Raw genomic sequence first — 16,741 nt, forward strand, 5'->3', positions numbered from 1 at the left:
GAGGTGCACGATGTCGTTCCGTCAGTTCCCCGCCGTCGACAGCAACGGCGAAAGCCACATCATCATCGAGTTCAAGCCCGAAGCGAGTGGCAGCGGGCACCACTCCGAAGCTACGCCACGCTATGAGCTGGATGACGGGCGCCAGCTGGTGCGCAATGGCCGCGAATTCACGACAAGCGGCGGTGAGCTGAGGCTGACGATCTGAGGTTCGCCGGGCATGGCCCGGCGCTACCGGATTTCATTCCGCCCCGCTCTGGTGGGTGTCGACCTTGGTCGACATGCTTTTTGCCAAAGGCGGTCGAGCATGGCTCGACGCTACAAGAAGCATGGTCAATTTTTCACCAGGCATCTTGACAGCCTTGGCTGCCAAGGGCTGCGCGCGGTTATCCACACTTTTGCTCAGAAACCATCCACACCACCTGTGGATGAATGTGCTCAGCCCAGCACCCGTCCGATGCCGCTGGCGTCCACCTCGGCCGCTGCCCGACGGATGGCCGTCGGATCACTGCCGGCCACGAATCCGATACGGAAATGCACCTCGCCCCCGGGCGTGCGTGAGGAATGGATCGAGGCCAGGCTGATGCGGTGCTGCTCGAACACGTTCAACAGTTCACGCAGCGAGCCCGGCCGGTCCTCCGGCAAATGCACCGACAGCGCGTTGCGCTCGGTCAGGTCCGCCAACAGGTAACCCACGCGTTCGAACGTGTAGTTGCCGTCAGCCAGTTCCTGCTCGCCGAAGGCAGTGCGATTGGCCAACAACAGCTGCTCACGGAATGCACTGCGTGCAGTGTCGTCGCCCTGCCCGACCTGGGCCTGCAGGGCCTGCAGCTGGCCGACCAAGCGCTCCAGCATCGGCGCCACGTACGGGTTGCCGAACTGGATGTCCTCGTAGATCGCGGGGTTCAGCGACAGGATGCGCGAGATGATCGCCGTATCCAGTTCGAACGATGCCGACCGGTACGGCATCATCGCGGCCAGGTCGCCCAGCTGCGGCTGGTACTGGCGCAGCACGCCGGCCTGGGCCAGGTGGGTGGCATGCACCATCGCCTGCACCAGCGCCATCATCTGGTCGTGATGCTGCGGCGTGGCGCGCACGCACTCAGCCTGCAACGCCGTGCACAGCGTATCAACCCACGGTTGCCAGTGCCGCAGCCGCGCTTCGCAGACCACCATCACCCGGCCCTTCAGGGTCGGCGCCTTGGGCGGCGCGGTCATCGGGTGCAGGCCGACCACTTCGGCTTGAGAGGCCAACATCGCCTGCACCGGCGCTTCTTTTACCGAGGTCACGTCCAGCCACAGCCGGTCCTGCTCGCGGCCGGCCGACTGCTGCACGTACGCGGCAATCAGCGCCGGCGTATGCCGGATCGGTGCCGAGAACACCAACACGTCAGCCTGCGCCAGCAGCTGTTCCGGCGTATGGGAGTCCGGATCGGCCGGATCGTGGCCGATCACCTGCAGCTGCATGTGCTGCTGGAAGAAGCGGGTCAGCCAGCGCCCGTAGGCGCCGGCACTGCCGATGATGCCGACCGTGCGCGGCGTGCGTGGGTCCAGGCCGCTCATGCCACGCGTTCGGCGCGGAAGCGCGTTCCTTCGGCCAGCGCCGCCGGCGCTGCAGCAATCACGTCGAACTCTTCGAAGCCGTTGTCGAGGGTCGCCTCCAGCGCCGCATGGGTGCCGGCAATCGCGCGCGAGATCGCTTGCTGCATCGATTCGCCGCGCAGCAGGAACGACACCACCAGCGACATCAGCACATCACCGGTGCCTGCCACGTCCACTGGCAGCAACGGCGAGGTCCAGCGCCAGGTTTCCTCGCGGCCAACGGCCAGGGTTACCAGTTCACCCGGGGTGCCGCCCACGCTGTGCGCGATCACCCAATGCGGGCCGCGATCCAGCAGCGTGCGCGCGGCGGCGATGGCATCGGCCTCGGCCAGCGCTGGCATGCCGGTCAGGCGATTGAGTTCAAAGGCGTTCGGGGTCACCAGCCAGGCATGGGGCAGCAGGCGCTCGGCGAAGATCGCTTCCAGGCCCGGTTCCACGTACGGGCCGGTGTGGGTGTCACCGATCACCGGGTCCAGGCAATAACGCAGTTGCGGGCAGCCCGGCAGGATCGCGTCCAGCCAGTCGGCGAAGGCGGCACCGTTGGCGGTGCTGCCGAAGTAGCCGGACACCAGCATCTTCGCGCGTTGCGGCAGGCCGCGCTCGTGGCTGCCGAGCAGCAGGTCGGCGAACCAGTCGGCCGGCAGCACGCGGCCACGCGTGGTGTCGTAGAACGGCGCGTTGCTGAGCAGCACCGTCGGAATGCTTGCCACACGCACGCCCAGCGCGCGCATCGGCGGGATTGCCGCGCTGTTGCCGGCATGACCGTAGACGAGTTGCGACTGGACCGAGATGACATCGATCGGCGACGGACCGTCGGGCCGCTGGCGGCGGCCGTGGACCAGGTGGTTATCAAGGGATTCGCTCATGGCCGCATTCTACGCCCAAGGGGGTTTTCGGCAGGGCTTGCAGCCCTGCACCTGCCGAAGGCGAAGCCGAAGCAAGATCAAGAGCCGCATTCCGTGGGATGGCGGGGCGGTGTGGGTGGTCAGGACACGCCGTAAACCCATCCATGGGGGCTCGATGGCGCCATCCATGGCGCCAACGGTCCTGCCCACCCACACCGCCCCGCCTCTGACAGATTCCCGCGACTGTTGGTGGGTGCCGACCGTTGGTCGGCACATCTGTGGGATACCGAAATAAATCGGGGTCAGATCCGTTTTCCTTCGGAAAACGGATCTGACCCCACGAGCTGTTCCGACAGATCGCGGAAAACTGTCGAAGGCGGGGTGGGCCCGGTTGAGGGGGCGAGAGCCGCATGGGCCCGAGGTATGCCTCGGGCGGGTTGGGCAGGACGCCCAACCCCGGTCTTGCCGTGTGGGCAGGACAGCGCACACGAGCAAGCGGCAACTGAGCTTACATGGGTGAGGGCGCTTTGCTTGCGAAGCACCGCTTCGCAAGCGCCCGAACGCACAGCCGCCAGCGGCTGGGCCGGGCCCCGGAGGGGGACTTGCAGCGTCCCCCTCAACCGGCCCCACCCCGCCACCCCACGGATAGCGCGCTTCGGCTGTTGCCGTTGCCTCTGCGGGTGCAGGGCTGCAAGCCCTGCCAACCAAAACCCCTCAGTGAGCAGCAGGCCGCGACGGCGGCAGCCACGCCGCCACGATGCCCAGCAGCGGCAGGAACGCAGTCAGCTGATAGACGTACTCGATGCTGGTCTTGTCCGCCAGCAGGCCCAGCACGGCGGCACCCAGCCCGCCCATACCGAACGCGAAACCGAAGAACAGGCCGGACACCATGCCGATCCGGTGCGGCATCATTTCCTGCGCATAGACCACGATGGCCGAGAACGCTGAGGACAGCACGAAACCGATCAGCACCGCCAGCACCGTGGTCCAGAACAGATCGGCATGCGGCAGCATCAGTGCGAACGGCGCAACGCCCAGGATCGAGGTCCAGATGATCGGCTTGCGGCCGATGCGGTCACCCAGCGGGCCGCCGAGGAAGCCGCCGGCCGCGGACGCCACCAGGAATGCGAACAGGTGCAGCTGCGCCTGTGCCACCGGAATGCCGAAATGGTGGATCAGGTAAAAGGTGAAGTAGCTGCCGATGCTGGCCATGTAGAAGTACTTGCTGAAGATCAGCACCAGCAGGATCGCCAGCACCTTGGCCACGGTGCGCGGCGGATGGCGCGGCGCCGTCGAGGCGGTGCTGGCCGGGCGCGGGATGCCCAGGTGCAGCGCGTACCAGCGGCCGACATAGGTCAGCAGCGCGATGCCGATCAGGGCGGCGCCGGCAAACCACGATGCGGCATGCTGGCCATACGGCACGATCACCGCCGCTGCAATCAGCGGGCCCAGCGCGGTACCGAAGTTGCCACCGACCTGGAACACCGACTGCGCGAAACCATGGCGACCGCCCGAGGCCAGCCGCGCGATGCGCGAGGCTTCCGGATGGAAGATGGCCGAACCAATGCCGACCATCGCCGCCGCCATCAGCACCACCGCGTAGTTCGGTGCGAAGCCCAGCAGCAGCATGCCGCACAGGGTCGAGGCCATGCCGATCGGCAGCGAGTACGGCGCCGGGCGGCGGTCGGTAGCCATGCCGATCAACGGCTGGAAGATCGAGGCGGTGAGCTGGTAGGTCAGCGTGATCAGGCCGATCTGGGTGAAGCTGAGGTTGAAGCCGCCCTTGATCACTGGATAGATGGCCAGGATCAGCGACTGCATCATGTCGTTGACGACATGCGAGGTGGAGATGGCGGCCAGCACGCCGGGGGCCACCGGGCGTGAGGTGGTTGCGGGAGAAGCCAGGGTCGACATGGATACAGTCAGGTTGGGGGCGAGCCACGCATGCTACGGTGACCTCCCCCTCCCTTCTGCCGCGTTCGGGTCATGGCATATCGCAAAAAGGACATCCCCTGCCAGGTCCGCGAGACCGCGCCGTGGAACGAGGTTCCGGTGCACCGCCCAGTGACCTGCCGCGCCCGCCATTACAAGCCCGGGACCCACATCGCGCCCCACCGGCACCGGCGTCACCAGCTGGTGTTCGCCATGTCCGGACTGATGGTGGTGCGTGCAGACGGCGGCCGCTGGGTAGTGCCTTCAACCCGCGCGATCTGGGTCCCGGCCGGCACGGCCCATGCGGTGGACTGCGTCGCCGAAGTACACATGCGCAGCCTGTACGTGGAGCCGGACTTCGCGCCGCAGCTGCCGGACGAAGCGTTCGCGGTACAGGTGGCGCCGCTGCTGCGCGAGCTGCTGCTGGCCGCCAGCCTGATCGAGACCGCGCATGTGGACGACAGCCGCGACGGCCGCGTGGTGCGCCTGCTGCTGGACGAGCTGCACCGCATGGACGTGCTGCCGCTGCACCTGCCCTCGCCCACCGACCCGCGCCTGCAGCGGATCTGCCAGCACATCCAGAAGCATCCCGGCGACGACGCCACGCTGCAGGATTGGGCGCAGGCCCTGCAGGTGGACGTGAAAACCATCCAGCGCCATTTCGCCAGCGAACTGGGCATGACCTTCGGGCAGTGGCGACAACAGGCGCGGCTGCTGGCCGCACTGGAACGGCTGGCCGTCGGCGACAAGGTCATCGATGTCGCGCTGGCGATGGGTTACGACAGCCCAAGCGCGTTCACCAGCATGTTCAAGCGGCAGCTGGGGCAGACACCTGCGGCGTTTTTCCGCTGACCGCATACGAAAACGCCGGGCATGGCCCGGCGCTACCGTTCAATGCTTGCGTTGAGAACTCAGGACGTCATGCGGTCCCAGAAGCCCTTCACGCCATCGATGAAGGTGGCCGACTTCGGCGAATGCTTGCGCGCTTCCTCACCAACGAAGGTGGCTTCGAACTGCTCCAGCAGCTTGCGCTGCTCGTTGGTGAGGTTGACCGGGGTCTCCACCACCACACGGCAGTACAGGTCACCCTCGCTGCGGCTGCGCACCGAACGTACGCCCTTGCCACGCAGGCGGAACAGCTTGCCGGTCTGGGTCTCGGCCGGGATGCGGATCTCCGCCTCGCCGCCGAGCGTGGCCACGCGCACGGTGTCACCCAGTGCCGCCTGCGAGATGCGGATCGGCACTTCGCAGTGCAGGTCGTCGCCATCGCGCTGGAAGATCGCATGCTCGCGCACGCGCACTTCCACGTACAGGTCGCCCGGCGGCGTACCGGCCGGCCCGGCTTCACCCTCGCCCTGCAGGCGGATGCGGTCACCGGTATCGACGCCCGCCGGCACCTTCACTGACAGCACCTTGTCTTCCTCGACACGGCCGTTGCCATGGCAGGTCTTGCAGGGCTTGGCGATGATCTGGCCACGGCCGCCGCAGTTGTGGCAGGCCTGCTGCATGGCGAAGATGCCGCGCTGGATGCGCACCTGGCCACGGCCATGGCAGACGTTGCAGGTCTCGACCTTGCCGTCCTCGGAGCCACTGCCATCGCAGTCGCTGCACTCGGCCAGGGTCGGAATCTCGATGCGGCGCTCGACGCCGCGCACGGCTTCTTCCAGGTCCAGCTCCATCACGTAGCCGATGTCGGCGCCGCGACGGGCCTGGCGCGGACCACCGCCGCCACCAAAGATGTTGCCGAAGATATCGCCGAAGATATCGTTCATGTCCGGGCCGCCCGGACCACCGCCGCCCATGCCGTGCTCGAACGCGGCGTGGCCGTGGCTGTCGTACATGCGGCGCTTGTTGCCGTCGGACAGTACTTCGTAGGCTTCCTTGCACTCCTTGAAGGAGGCTTCGGCCGCCGTATCGCCCGGGTTGCGGTCCGGGTGGAACTTCATCGCGCAGCGACGGTAGGCCTTCTTCAGCTCTTCGTCGGTGGCGGTGCGGGCAACGCCCAGCACTTCGTAGTAATCGCGCTTGCTCATATCGTGAATCGGGTTCCGGAACGTCGGGATTCGTCAAAGCGGAAGAGCGGAACCAGGTCCGCTCTTGCGTCGGGCGCCCCGACACGCCGGTGGGCGGTCAGGACCCTGATGCGACAACGGGACGCTGGTGGCCAGCGTCCCGCGTCGGTCCGGATCAGGACTTCTTGTCGTCCTTGACTTCGGTGAACTCAGCGTCGACCACGTCGTCCTGCGCCTTGCCGGCATTGCCGGCGTCGGCACCCGGGGCACCGCCCTGGTCGGCCGAAGCAGCGGCGAACAGCGACTGGCCAGCTTCTTCCAGTGCCTTCGACTTGGCTTCGATCTGTGCCTTGTCGTCGCCCTTCATCGCGGTTTCCAGGTCAGCCAGCGCTGCCTCGACCTTGCCGATGACATCGCCGCCGACCTTGCTGCCGTGCTCGGTGATCGCGCTGCGGGTGCCGTGGATCAGGGCGTCGGCCTGGTTGCGGGCCTGCACCAGTTCCTGGAACTTCTTGTCTTCTTCGCGGTTGGCTTCCGCGTCGGCGACCATGCGCGCGATCTCCTCCTCGGACAGGCCCGAACCGGCCTTGATCTCGACCTTCTGTTCCTTGTTGGTCTTCTTGTCCTTGGCCGACACATGCAGGATGCCGTTGGCGTCGATGTCGAAGGACACTTCCACCTGCGGCAGACCGCGCGGGGCCGGCTCGATGCCGGACAGGTCGAACTTGGCCAGCGACTTGTTGAAGCGGGCCTGTTCGCGCTCACCCTGCAGCACGTGCACGGTCACGGCCGACTGGTTGTCCTCGGCGGTGGAGAACACCTGCGAGGCCTTGGTCGGGATGGTGGTGTTCTTCTCGATGATCTTGGTGAACACGCCACCCATGGTCTCGATGCCCAGCGACAGCGGGGTCACGTCCAGCAGCAGCACGTCCTTGACGTCGCCGCCCAGCACGCCGCCCTGGATCGCCGCACCCAGTGCCACGGCTTCGTCCGGGTTGACGTCCTTGCGCGGTTCCTTGCCGAAGAACTCGGTCACGGCCTGCTGCACCTTCGGCATGCGGGTCTGGCCGCCGACCAGGATCACTTCGCTGATGTCGCTCGAACGCAGGCCGGCATCGTTCAGGGCGACGCGGCACGGCTCGATCGACTTCCTGATCAGGTCATCCACCAGCGCTTCCAGCTTGGCGCGGGTCAGCTTGATGTTCAGGTGCTTCGGACCCGACGCGTCGGCAGTGACGTACGGCAGATTCACTTCAGTCTGCTGGGCGCTGGACAGCTCGATCTTGGCGCGCTCGGCAGCGTCCTTCAGGCGCTGCAGGGCCAGCGGATCCTTGCGCAGGTCGATGCCCTGGTCCTTGTTGAACTCTTCAACCAGGTACTCGATGACGCGGTTGTCGAAGTCTTCGCCGCCCAGGAAGGTGTCGCCGTTGGTGGCCAGCACTTCGAACTGCTTTTCACCGTCGACGTTGGCGATCTCGATCACCGAGACGTCGAAGGTGCCGCCGCCCAGGTCGTACACCACGATCTTGCGATCCTTGTTGTCGCCCTTGTCCAGGCCATAGGCCAGCGCGGCCGCGGTCGGCTCGTTGATGATGCGCTTGACGTCCAGGCCGGCGATGCGGCCGGCGTCCTTGGTCGCCTGGCGCTGGCTGTCGTTGAAGTAGGCCGGCACGGTGATGACCGCTTCGGTGACCTTCTCACCGAGGAAGTCCTCGGCGGTCTTCTTCATCTTTTCCAGCACCTTGGCCGAGATTTCCTGCGGCGCCATCTTCTTGCCGTCGCTGGTGGCCACCCAGGCGTCGCCATTGTCATGGGCCAGGATGCTGTACGGGACGTGGGCGATGTCCTTCTGCACCTCGCCATCGGTGAACTTGCGGCCGATCAGGCGCTTCACCGCGTAGAAGGTGTTCTTCGGGTTGGTCACGGCCTGGCGCTTGGCCGAGGCACCGACCAGGACTTCGCCGTCCTTGGTGTAGGCGACGATCGACGGGGTGGTGCGATCGCCTTCCGAATTCTCGATGACGCGGGCCTTGCCGCCGTCCATGATCGCCACGCACGAGTTGGTGGTGCCGAGGTCGATACCAATGATCTTGCCCATGGGGGAGACTCCTGAGGATGCTTGTTGGGGTCAGTCCGGCCGTTCGGCCGGTGGATGAATACGATGTGGGGGAGGCTCGTGGAACATTCAAGCCATCCTCCGAACGCTGTGTTTCCGGTCATCCGGCGCGTTCAGCGTCGGGTCGGGTGGCGGTGGCTGTCCGCCGCCCGGCCCCGCGGGATCACTCGGCGGCCACCACCACCAGCGCCGGCCGCAGCAGGCGCTCGTTGAGCAGGTAGCCCTTCTGGAACACGGTCACCACGCTGCCCGGGGCGGCGCCCGGGGTCGGGGCCTGGCTGATCGCCTGGTGGTGTTCCGGGTTGAACGGCTGGCCGATCGGGTCCAGCAGGACCAAGCCGTTGTCGGCAGCGACCTTGAGCAGCTGCTTGTAGGTCAGCTCCAGGCCTTCGCGCAGCGGGTGCGGGTCGTCGCCGGCGGCCTTCAGGCCGGCGTCCAGGCTGTCGAACACGGGGAGCAGATCGCCCAGCAGCTTCTCGTTGGCGAACTTGCGGGCCTGTTCGATGTCACGGGCAACGCGCTTGCGCTGGTTCTCCAGGTCGGCGCGCTCACGCAGGGCATCGGCCTTGACCTGTTCGATTTCGGCGCGCAGGCGCTCGACTTCGTCGTTGACGCCGGCGGTGGCGGCCGCATCGGCGGCACTCTGCTGGGATTCGATATCTGGCTGTTCGTGGTTCATGTCTGGGTCCCTGGCGGTCAAACTCCGCCTCCAACCACCCTAGTGTGGGCGGGATGCTGCGTTTCAAGCGTCGGATGTTCCCGGCGTGCGCGAGGCCGGTGAAAAGGCCGCGCCGAGCACATCGGCCGTGGCCTGGACCAGCGGGATCACGCGGTCGTAGGCCATCCGCTTGGGACCGATCACGCCCAGCACGCCCAGCACCTGGCCGTTGGCGGTGTACGGGGCGGTGACCAGCGAGACGCCCTGCAGCGGCATCATCCCGGTCTCCTCGCCGATGAAGATGCGCACGCCCGGCGCCTGGATGGTCCGCTCCAGCAGCTGCAGGATCTCGCGCTTGCTGGAGAACAGCTCGAACAGTTCGCGCAGGCGCTCCAGGTCAGACAGGTCCTGCACCCCCATCAGCCGGGTCTGGCCGGCCACCAGCATGTCGTCGGCCGGCGGCTGCAGGGCCTGTTCGGCCAGTTCGATGCTGTGCGCCAGCAGCTGTTCCAGTTCGGACCGGGCATCGCGCAGTTCCAGCAGCAGGCGGGTGCGGATCTCGGCCAGCGGCAGGCCGGCGAAATGCGCATTGAGGTAGTTGGCGACCTGCTCCAGCTGCCCCGGCGCAAACTCCTGGCGGGTCTCAATGACCCGGTTCTGTACCTCGTTGTCGGCGAACACCAGGATCGCCAGCACCCGCCGTCCGTCCAGCGCCACGAAATCGATCTGGCGGAAGGCGAACTGCTCCCGCCGCGGGGCGCTGACCACGCCGACGAAGTGGCTCATCGCCGACAACAGTTCCGAAGCGCTGCCGAGCAGGGCCTGGGTGCTGCCACCGCCGGCCAGCTCCTGGCGCAGCCGGGCCAGCTCGCCCTCGCCCGGCGGCTGCATCTGCAGCAGGCTGTCGACGAATACCCGGTAGCCGTGCGCGGTCGGTACCCGCCCGGCCGAGGTATGCGGCGAGGCCAGCAGGCCCAGGTCCTCCAGGTCGCCGAGGATGTTGCGGATGGTGGCCGGGCTGACCTCCAGCCCGGCCACGCGTGCCAGCGTCTGCGAGCCCACCGGCTCACCGTCCTGGATATAACGCGCGATCAGCGTGCGCAGCAGATGGCGCGCACGCGGGGCAAGCTGGTCGGGAGAACCGTGCATGGAATCAACCTGTGAGACACGGACACTAGATAATGGCGGCGCATCACCTTGGCAAGTCATTGGACCTCCCGCGCCCGCGTGCTAGCGTTGCGCGGCTGCTGATACCCCCTTACCCATGCTCAGACATCTTTCGATCAAGGATTTCGCCGTCGTCCGCGCTACCGAACTGGAGTTCGGGCCAGGCATGACCGTGGTTTCAGGCGAGACCGGCGCCGGCAAGTCGCTGATGGTCGACGCGCTGGGCTTCCTGTCCGGCCTGCGCGCCGACAGCGGCGTGGTCCGCCATGGCGCCGCCCGCGCCGAGCTTTCCGCCGAATTCGCGCTGGAGCAGCTGCAGGCCGCCCGCCAGTGGCTGGCCGACAACGAGCTGGACGACGAGGACCAATGCCAGCTGCGCCGCGTGATCCGCGCCGACGGCGGTTCCCGGGCCTGGATCAACGGCCGCCCGGTGACCCTGGCCCAGCTGGGCGACCTGGCCTCGTTGCTGGTGGAGATCCACGGCCAGCACGAACAGCAGGCCCTGCTGACGCGCCCGTCGCAGCTGGCGCTGCTGGATGCCTATGCCGGCAACGAGAACGAACGCCGCCAGGTACGGCGCGCCGCCGCGGCCTGGCAGGCACTGGTCGATGAATCGCTGGCGCTGTCGCAACAGGGCGACGTCAGTGACCGGATCGGCTTCCTCGAGCACCAGCTGCGCGAACTGGACCGGGAAGACCTTGAGCCGGAATCGATCGCGGCACTCGGCGCCAGCCACCGTCGCCAGGCCCACGCCAGCGCCCTGCTGAGTGCCTGCCAGGCGGCCAGCAACCAGCTCAACGGTGACGACGGCAGCTCCGCGCTGGACCTGTTGCAGCAGGTGCGCCACGAGCTGTCGCGCCTGATCGAACACGACCCACGGCTGGGCGAGGTGGACGGCCTGATCGAGAATGCCTCGATCCAGCTGCACGAAGCCCTGTCGCTGCTTGACCGCGTGCACGACGATCTGGATGCCGACCCGGAACAGTTCGAGGAGAACGAGCGCCGCCTCGGCCGCCTGCACGACCTGGCCCGCAAGCACCGCGTGCCGATGGACGAGCTGGGCGCGCAACGCGAGCGCATGCATGCCGAAGTGGAGCAACTGCGCGGCGCCGACGAGCGCCTGCAGCGCCTGGCCGGCGAGATCGACAAGGCCGCCGCCGCCTGGCGCGTGCAGGCTGAAGTGCTGACCGCCAGCCGCCGCAGCGCCGCCGCCGAACTGTCGGCCACCACCACCGGCATCATCGCCGAGCTGGGCATGGGCGGCGGCCAGTTCCTGATCGAGCTGGAACCCCAGGACGCCGGCAAGCCCGACCCGCAGGGCGCCGAACGCGTGGAGTTCCTGGTCGCCGCCAACGCCGGCCAGCCGCCGCGCGCCCTGCGCAAGGTGGCCTCGGGCGGTGAACTGTCACGCATCTCGCTGGCCATTGAAGTGGCCGCGCTGGATCTGGACGCGGTGCCGACGATGGTGTTCGACGAAGTGGATTCAGGCATCGGCGGCGCGGTGGCCGACATCGTCGGCCAGAAGCTGCGCGCTCTGGGCGAGAAGCGCCAGGTGCTGTGCGTGACCCATCTGCCGCAGGTCGCCTCCAAGGGCCATGCCCATTACCGGGTCAGCAAGGCGCCGGTGGAAGGCATGACCCAGAGCGCCGTGGAAAAGCTGGACAGCAAGGCGCGCGAAGAAGAGCTGGCGCGCATGCTGGGTGGCGTGGAAGTGAGCAAGGAAGCGCGCGCCGCTGCGCGCAAGCTGCTGGCACATTGAGCCGAGCATAGGCTCGGCTCTACAGCCGCCCCCCCCCCCAAAAAAAAAACGAAACCGACATGTAGAGCCGAGCCCACGCTCGGCTACGCGCACCGGCGCGGCGCATATCACCCCAACGGCCGCTCCAGATCCACGTTCTCCACCAGGAAATCGAGGAACGCGCGTACCCGCAGCGGCAGGTAACCGCCCTGCCCCAGGAACACGGCGTGTACTTCTTCCAGGTCACCCGGATTGGCCTCTTCCAGCACCGGCAGCAGGCGCCCGGCGGCGACGTCGTCCTGCACCTGGAACGCGGCCAGGCGGGCCATGCCCAGACCACCCAGCACCAGCTGGCGCAGTGCATCGCCGTTGCTGGCACGGGCGTTGCCGCTGGGCAGCACCATCCGCTCTCGCCCCTCCTGCAGCAGCGGCCAGCCCTGCATCGCACGCGCGTGGCCGATGTCCAGCCGGTTGTGCGACTGCAGTTCGTCGGCGTTGCGCGGCATCCCGTGCCGCTGCAGGTACGCCGGCGCGGCCACGATCATCATCCGCGTCGCGCCCAGCCGTCGCGCCACCAGGCTGGAGCTCTTCAGCGGACCAGCCCTTACCGCAACGTCGGTGCGCTGCTCCAGAAGGTCGATCACTTCATCATTGAGGGTCAGGTCCACCCCCACCTGCGGGTTGCGCGCCAGGAACGCCGGCAGCAGCGGCAACAGGAAATGCTGGCCGAACGGCACGTTGGAGTTGACCCGCAGGCGTCCACGCGGTTCGGCATGGGCACTGGCGCAGCGCTCTGCTTCTTCCAGATCGGCCAGCACCCGCAGGCCCCGCTCGTAGAACGCGCAGCCTTCCGGGGTCAGCTGCAGCTGGCGGGTGGATCGCTGCAGCAGTCGCGTGCCCAGCCGCTGCTCCAATCGTGCCACGAGCTTGCTCACCGCAGACGGCGTCATGTCGAGCGTGCGCGCGGCGGCGGAGAAGCCGCCGGTCTCGATGACCCGCACGAACACTTCCAGCTCGCCGGATCGGTTGATGTCGGGTCGCGCCATGACGATGAATCCAGTTCACAGATGATTATCCATGCGCAGTCTAGTTCACAGATGGCCGGAGAATCACCATGGCAATTCCTCCTTCCCGGGATTGCCCGATGAACCGCTTGAGCCAGTTCACCGCCGCCGCATTGATTGCCCTGTCCGGCGCTGCCAGCGCGGCCACGGCCCCGCACTGGGTCGCCAGCTGGCAGGCCAGCCCGCAACCGGTCTGGGGCGCGGATTTCCTCTTCCCAACCCTGGTTCCGGCCGCGCTGCATGACAAGACTTTCCGCCAGACCGCGCGCATCAGCCTGGGCGGGGCGCGGCTGCGGGTGCGGCTGAGCAATGCCTACGGTACCCAGCCGTTGCGGATCGGAGCGGCCAGCATCTCCGCACGCATGGGCGGCGCGCCTCACCCGCTCAGCTTCGACGGCCAGCCCAGCGTGGTGATCGGCCCCGGCCAGGAACGGCTGAGCGATCCGCTGGCGCTTGCCACGGATGACCGGCAGGCGCTGCAGGTCAGTGTCTTCGTGCCGGGGCCGGCGGCGGTCCAGACGTTCCATTGGGACGGTCGCCAGTCCAGCTGGATCGCCGCTGGCGACCAGAGCCGGGCCCAGGCGCTGCGCGCTGCCAGCAGCACCACCGCGCGCCTGCTCCTGGCCGGTATCGAGGTCGAGGCCAACGCCAGCGCGCGCAGCGTGGTGGTGATCGGCGACTCGATCACCGATGGCGCCACGGCCAGCCTCGACCAGGACCAGCGCTGGACCGACCATCTGGCCGCGCGCCTCGCCCCGCGCGGGGTGGCGGTGGTCAATGCGGGCATTTCCGGCAATCGGCTGCTGAGCGACGGCATGGGTGAGTCCGCCCTGGCCCGTTTCCAGCGCGATGCACTGGATCAACCCGGCGTGGCGAGCGTCATCGTGCTGATCGGCATCAACGACATCAGCTGGCCCGGCACGGCGTTCGCCCGGGGCCAGGCCAGGCCAACGCTGGCCGAACTGCAGGCGGGCTATCGCACCCTGGCAGAACAGGCCCGCAGGCGTGGTGTGCGGATAATCGGCGCCACCCTGCCACCGTTCGCTGGTGCCCTGCCCGGCACGCCGCTGGACGACTACTACCACCCGGACAAGGACGCCCTGCGGCGGCAACTCAATGCCTGGCTGCGTACGGACAGCCCGTTCGACGCGGTGATCGACCTGGACGCGGCGCTGCGCGACCCGGCCGAGCCGTTACGGATGGCCGCCGCCTACGACTCCGGCGATCACCTGCATCCGGGTGATGCAGGGAACCGGGCGATGGCCGAGGCGGTGGACCTGGACCTCCTGATGGGATCATCCAGGCGTGGCGGGAATCTACCGTAAGCAACGAAAAACCCCGGGCAGGCCCGGGGTTTCGTCGCATCCAGCGGGCCTGAACGGCCTACTTCCGCTTCTTGCGCACGTACAGCACCAGCGAGTGCTCTTCCAGCTCGTAGCCATGGTCGGCCGCGATCTTGCGCTGCAGCTCCTCGATCTCATGGCTCTCGAACTCGATGATCTTGCCGCTGTCCACGTCGACCATGTGGTCGTGGTGGCCACCACGGTCCAGTTCGTAAACGGCCTGGCCGCCCTCGAAATTGTGCTTGAGCACGAGGCCGGCAGCCTCGAACTGGGTCAGCACCCGGTAGACGGTCGCCAGGCCGATCTCGTCGCCATGCTCGAGCAGCTGGCGGTAGATGTCCTCGGCGGTCATGTGATGCTGGTGGTGCTGGGCATTGCGCTGCTCGAGCAGCGCCAGGATCCGCATCCGCGGATGGGTCACCTTCAGGCCGACTTTACGCAGGTCGTGGGTTTCCATAGGTCTCCGTTCATTGGCGATTTAGCGCCAGCTGCCTCGGATTGGGTCGCGGTGGCACGCCGGGAGTGTATCATCGGTTTGATTTCCCCAACCGCCAGTCCCGATGCGCAATCTCCTGTTGGTCGCCGCCGTCGCCCTGTCCACCACCGGGTGCGGCATCATCTACAAGCAACCCATCTATCAGGGCAACCTGATCCGGGAAGATGCCGTGGCCAAGCTGCAGGTCGGGCAGAGCAAGCAGCAGGTCACCGCGCTGCTGGGCACCCCGTCCATTCCCGACCCGTTCCACGCCCAGCGCTGGGACTACACGTCCAGCCAGCGCGTGAACCGCCTGGGCCGTACCGAAGTGAAGAACTTCGTGGTGTTCTTCGAGAATGACACCGTGACCCGCTGGGAGGGCGATTACTTCCCGGGCAACGACAAGGCCCTGGCCCAGCAGACCGTGCGCCAGTTCGGCCGCAACCTGCCCAAGGACAAGAAGAAGAAGGGCCGTTAAGCGCCCAGCCCCGTCCGCAGGGACGGGTTGCCGGGATCAACCGCCGAGCGCGCGACGCCGGCGGTTGTCCTTGGGATCGGCCAGCAGCGGGCGCAACAGCTCGACGCGGTCGCCATCCAGCAGCACCTGCTGCGGACGCGCCAGGACGCCGTGCACGGCAGCGGCCGGACAATCGGCACTGCCTTCCAGCGCGGCGGCGGCAATGGCATCGGCCACGGTGGCACCCTCCTCCAGTTTCAGTCGGCGCGACAGCACCTGCTGCGGCCAAGCCAGTACCACTTCGACCTCGATCACCGCTCAGTCCTCGTCGGCGACGCGGACGAAATCGTTGACCATCCGATCGGCCAGGCCCTGGAAGCCGATCGCCAGCGCCGGACCGAGCAGGCGCGAGCTGGGCTCGAACTCCAGGGTGAGGGTGACCTTGCAGGCGTCCTCGGCCAGCGCATGGAATTCCCAGCGGCCGTGCAGCTGCTTGAACGGGCCATCGCGCAGCTGCATATCGATGCTGTGCGGTCGCCGCAGGGTGTTTTCGGTCTGGAACCAGGTGCTGAACGAACCCAGGCCCAGGTCCAGGCGTGCCACCAGGCGGTCCTCGCCCTGCTCCAGGATCTGGGCGGCCGAACACCAGCGGAAACGGCGCGGATAGGCCTGGACATCGTTGACCAGGTCGAACATGCGCGCAGCCGAATGTTCGACCAGGGCGCTGCGGCGGATAGTAGGCATGAATGCAGGACGTTTCGGCAATCGACCGGGCGGGCCCGAATCGGAGACAATACGGAAATGAGCAAGAACAGCGGCAAGGATAAAGCAAAGAGCGCGACGGCCAACAAAACCATCGCGTTGAACAAGCGTGCCCGCCACGAATACCACATCGAAGAGCGCTTCGAGGCCGGCCTCGCCCTGCAGGGCTGGGAGGTCAAGTCGATCCGCGCAGGCCGCGGCAACATCATCGACGCCTACGCCTATGTGAAGCGCGGCGAGATCTACCTGATCGGCGCACAGATCACCCCGTTGATCCAGGCCTCCACCCACGTGGTGGCCAATGACCGGCGCGAGCGCAAGCTGCTGCTGCACCGGAACGAGATCGACAAGCTGATCGGCAAGGTCGAGCGCGACGGCTACACGATCGTGCCTACCGCGATGTACTGGAGCAAGAACAAGATCAAGCTTGAGATCGCACTGGCCAAGGGCAAGCAGAACCACGACAAGCGCGATGCCGCCAAGGACCGCGACTGGGCGATCGAGAAACAACGCGTGATGCGTCGCGGCAACCGCGACGCGTAAGGCGGCTGCGCAGCACCCTGTAGAGCCGAG

17 protein-coding genes are annotated in these 16,741 nt (G+C 67.1%); 6 read left to right on the top strand and 11 right to left on the bottom strand.

The features are described from left to right. Positions 1–10 precede the first annotated feature (10 nt). Positions 11–205, top strand: coding sequence for a hypothetical protein (locus AC5P8J_RS00135; protein WP_019661251.1), 195 nt, complete (start codon positions 11–13; stop codon positions 203–205). A gap of 230 nt (positions 206–435) precedes the next feature. Here the strand turns inward: AC5P8J_RS00135 and AC5P8J_RS00140 are convergent, their stop codons facing one another. From AC5P8J_RS00140 to AC5P8J_RS00150, 3 genes are all read right to left on the bottom strand, one after another. Continuing rightward, positions 436–1,560, bottom strand: a complete 1,125-nt coding sequence (locus tag AC5P8J_RS00140; protein ID WP_021202640.1) for a prephenate dehydrogenase — start codon at positions 1,558–1,560, stop codon at positions 436–438. Beyond that, a complete protein-coding gene (gene pdxY, locus AC5P8J_RS00145; protein WP_019661249.1) occupies positions 1,557–2,465 on the bottom strand; it encodes a pyridoxal kinase in 909 nt (302 codons plus the stop codon). Before pdxY ends, AC5P8J_RS00140 begins: the two co-directional genes overlap by 4 nt. A 693-nt stretch (positions 2,466–3,158) precedes the next feature. Further along, positions 3,159–4,358, bottom strand: coding sequence for an MFS transporter (locus AC5P8J_RS00150; protein WP_058981748.1), 1,200 nt, complete (start codon positions 4,356–4,358; stop codon positions 3,159–3,161). Positions 4,359–4,430: 72 nt separating this feature from the next. Between AC5P8J_RS00150 and AC5P8J_RS00155 the strand changes: the two genes are divergently transcribed. Next, a complete protein-coding gene (locus tag AC5P8J_RS00155) occupies positions 4,431–5,228 on the top strand; it encodes an AraC family transcriptional regulator (protein ID WP_111099309.1) in 798 nt (265 codons plus the stop codon). A 59-nt stretch (positions 5,229–5,287) separates the two neighbouring features. Here AC5P8J_RS00155 and dnaJ read toward each other — a convergent pair whose 3' ends face one another. From dnaJ to hrcA, 4 genes are all read right to left on the bottom strand, one after another. Beyond that, positions 5,288–6,409: a molecular chaperone DnaJ gene (dnaJ, locus tag AC5P8J_RS00160; RefSeq protein WP_021202054.1), complete on the bottom strand. Its 1,122-nt coding sequence runs from the start codon at positions 6,407–6,409 to the stop codon at positions 5,288–5,290. Positions 6,410–6,563: 154 nt separating this feature from the next. Then, positions 6,564–8,486: a molecular chaperone DnaK gene (gene dnaK, locus AC5P8J_RS00165; protein WP_021202053.1), complete on the bottom strand. Its 1,923-nt coding sequence runs from the start codon at positions 8,484–8,486 to the stop codon at positions 6,564–6,566. A 181-nt stretch (positions 8,487–8,667) separates the two neighbouring features. After that, positions 8,668–9,183 (bottom strand): nucleotide exchange factor GrpE, encoded by a 516-nt coding sequence (gene grpE, locus AC5P8J_RS00170; RefSeq protein WP_019661244.1) that lies wholly within the window; start codon positions 9,181–9,183, stop codon positions 8,668–8,670. Positions 9,184–9,246: 63 nt separating this feature from the next. Next, positions 9,247–10,311 (bottom strand): heat-inducible transcriptional repressor HrcA, encoded by a 1,065-nt coding sequence (gene hrcA / locus AC5P8J_RS00175; protein WP_019661243.1) that lies wholly within the window; start codon positions 10,309–10,311, stop codon positions 9,247–9,249. Between the two features lie 115 nt (positions 10,312–10,426). On the opposite strand from hrcA, the gene recN reads away from it, so the two are divergent. Next, the gene (gene recN, locus AC5P8J_RS00180) at positions 10,427–12,088 is read left to right on the top strand and encodes a DNA repair protein RecN (RefSeq protein ID WP_495216571.1); all 1,662 of its coding nucleotides are present in this window, start codon (positions 10,427–10,429) and stop codon (positions 12,086–12,088) included. 107 nt (positions 12,089–12,195) lie between these two features. On the opposite strand, the gene AC5P8J_RS00185 is transcribed toward recN, so the two are convergent. Beyond that, on the bottom strand, positions 12,196–13,113 hold the full coding sequence (locus tag AC5P8J_RS00185) for a LysR family transcriptional regulator (protein ID WP_021202444.1): 918 nt from the start codon (positions 13,111–13,113) through the stop codon (positions 12,196–12,198). Positions 13,114–13,211: 98 nt separating this feature from the next. Here AC5P8J_RS00185 and AC5P8J_RS00190 point away from each other — a divergent pair, with 98 nt between their 5' ends. Continuing rightward, positions 13,212–14,456, top strand: coding sequence for an SGNH/GDSL hydrolase family protein (locus AC5P8J_RS00190; RefSeq protein ID WP_495216572.1), 1,245 nt, complete (start codon positions 13,212–13,214; stop codon positions 14,454–14,456). A gap of 58 nt (positions 14,457–14,514) precedes the next feature. On the opposite strand, the gene fur is transcribed toward AC5P8J_RS00190, so the two are convergent. Further along, positions 14,515–14,931: a ferric iron uptake transcriptional regulator gene (fur, locus tag AC5P8J_RS00195; protein WP_014646807.1), complete on the bottom strand. Its 417-nt coding sequence runs from the start codon at positions 14,929–14,931 to the stop codon at positions 14,515–14,517. Positions 14,932–15,034: 103 nt separating this feature from the next. Between fur and AC5P8J_RS00200 the strand changes: the two genes are divergently transcribed. After that, positions 15,035–15,427, top strand: coding sequence for an outer membrane protein assembly factor BamE (locus AC5P8J_RS00200; RefSeq protein ID WP_005409234.1), 393 nt, complete (start codon positions 15,035–15,037; stop codon positions 15,425–15,427). A gap of 36 nt (positions 15,428–15,463) precedes the next feature. Here AC5P8J_RS00200 and AC5P8J_RS00205 read toward each other — a convergent pair whose 3' ends face one another. Next, the gene (locus tag AC5P8J_RS00205; RefSeq protein ID WP_019661240.1) at positions 15,464–15,721 is read right to left on the bottom strand and encodes an RnfH family protein; all 258 of its coding nucleotides are present in this window, start codon (positions 15,719–15,721) and stop codon (positions 15,464–15,466) included. Between the two features lie 3 nt (positions 15,722–15,724). Then, positions 15,725–16,150, bottom strand: coding sequence for a type II toxin-antitoxin system RatA family toxin (locus AC5P8J_RS00210; RefSeq protein ID WP_171952124.1), 426 nt, complete (start codon positions 16,148–16,150; stop codon positions 15,725–15,727). 57 nt (positions 16,151–16,207) lie between these two features. Here AC5P8J_RS00210 and smpB point away from each other — a divergent pair, with 57 nt between their 5' ends. Beyond that, complete coding sequence (gene smpB / locus AC5P8J_RS00215) at positions 16,208–16,711, top strand: SsrA-binding protein SmpB (RefSeq protein ID WP_111099305.1); 504 nt, start codon at positions 16,208–16,210, stop codon at positions 16,709–16,711. Positions 16,712–16,741: the final 30 nt, after the last annotated feature.

The organism is Stenotrophomonas sp. YJH_SMC_37 (assembly GCF_059370035.1).

What these genes read in the sequence shown, in the direction of transcription:
- AC5P8J_RS00135 (WP_019661251.1), top strand. Translation starts at nt 11, where the DNA reads ATGTCGTTCCGTCAGTTCCCCGCCGTCGACAGCAACGGCGAAAGCCAC.
- AC5P8J_RS00140 (WP_021202640.1), bottom strand. Translation starts at nt 1,560, where the DNA reads ATGAGCGGCCTGGACCCACGCACGCCGCGCACGGTCGGCATCATCGGC.
- pdxY (WP_019661249.1), bottom strand. Translation starts at nt 2,465, where the DNA reads ATGAGCGAATCCCTTGATAACCACCTGGTCCACGGCCGCCGCCAGCGG.
- AC5P8J_RS00150 (WP_058981748.1), bottom strand. Translation starts at nt 4,358, where the DNA reads ATGTCGACCCTGGCTTCTCCCGCAACCACCTCACGCCCGGTGGCCCCC.
- AC5P8J_RS00155 (WP_111099309.1), top strand. Translation starts at nt 4,431, where the DNA reads ATGGCATATCGCAAAAAGGACATCCCCTGCCAGGTCCGCGAGACCGCG.
- dnaJ (WP_021202054.1), bottom strand. Translation starts at nt 6,409, where the DNA reads ATGAGCAAGCGCGATTACTACGAAGTGCTGGGCGTTGCCCGCACCGCC.
- dnaK (WP_021202053.1), bottom strand. Translation starts at nt 8,486, where the DNA reads ATGGGCAAGATCATTGGTATCGACCTCGGCACCACCAACTCGTGCGTG.
- grpE (WP_019661244.1), bottom strand. Translation starts at nt 9,183, where the DNA reads ATGAACCACGAACAGCCAGATATCGAATCCCAGCAGAGTGCCGCCGAT.
- hrcA (WP_019661243.1), bottom strand. Translation starts at nt 10,311, where the DNA reads ATGCACGGTTCTCCCGACCAGCTTGCCCCGCGTGCGCGCCATCTGCTG.
- recN (WP_495216571.1), top strand. Translation starts at nt 10,427, where the DNA reads ATGCTCAGACATCTTTCGATCAAGGATTTCGCCGTCGTCCGCGCTACC.
- AC5P8J_RS00185 (WP_021202444.1), bottom strand. Translation starts at nt 13,113, where the DNA reads ATGGCGCGACCCGACATCAACCGATCCGGCGAGCTGGAAGTGTTCGTG.
- AC5P8J_RS00190 (WP_495216572.1), top strand. Translation starts at nt 13,212, where the DNA reads ATGAACCGCTTGAGCCAGTTCACCGCCGCCGCATTGATTGCCCTGTCC.
- fur (WP_014646807.1), bottom strand. Translation starts at nt 14,931, where the DNA reads ATGGAAACCCACGACCTGCGTAAAGTCGGCCTGAAGGTGACCCATCCG.
- AC5P8J_RS00200 (WP_005409234.1), top strand. Translation starts at nt 15,035, where the DNA reads ATGCGCAATCTCCTGTTGGTCGCCGCCGTCGCCCTGTCCACCACCGGG.
- AC5P8J_RS00210 (WP_171952124.1), bottom strand. Translation starts at nt 16,150, where the DNA reads ATGCCTACTATCCGCCGCAGCGCCCTGGTCGAACATTCGGCTGCGCGC.
- smpB (WP_111099305.1), top strand. Translation starts at nt 16,208, where the DNA reads ATGAGCAAGAACAGCGGCAAGGATAAAGCAAAGAGCGCGACGGCCAAC.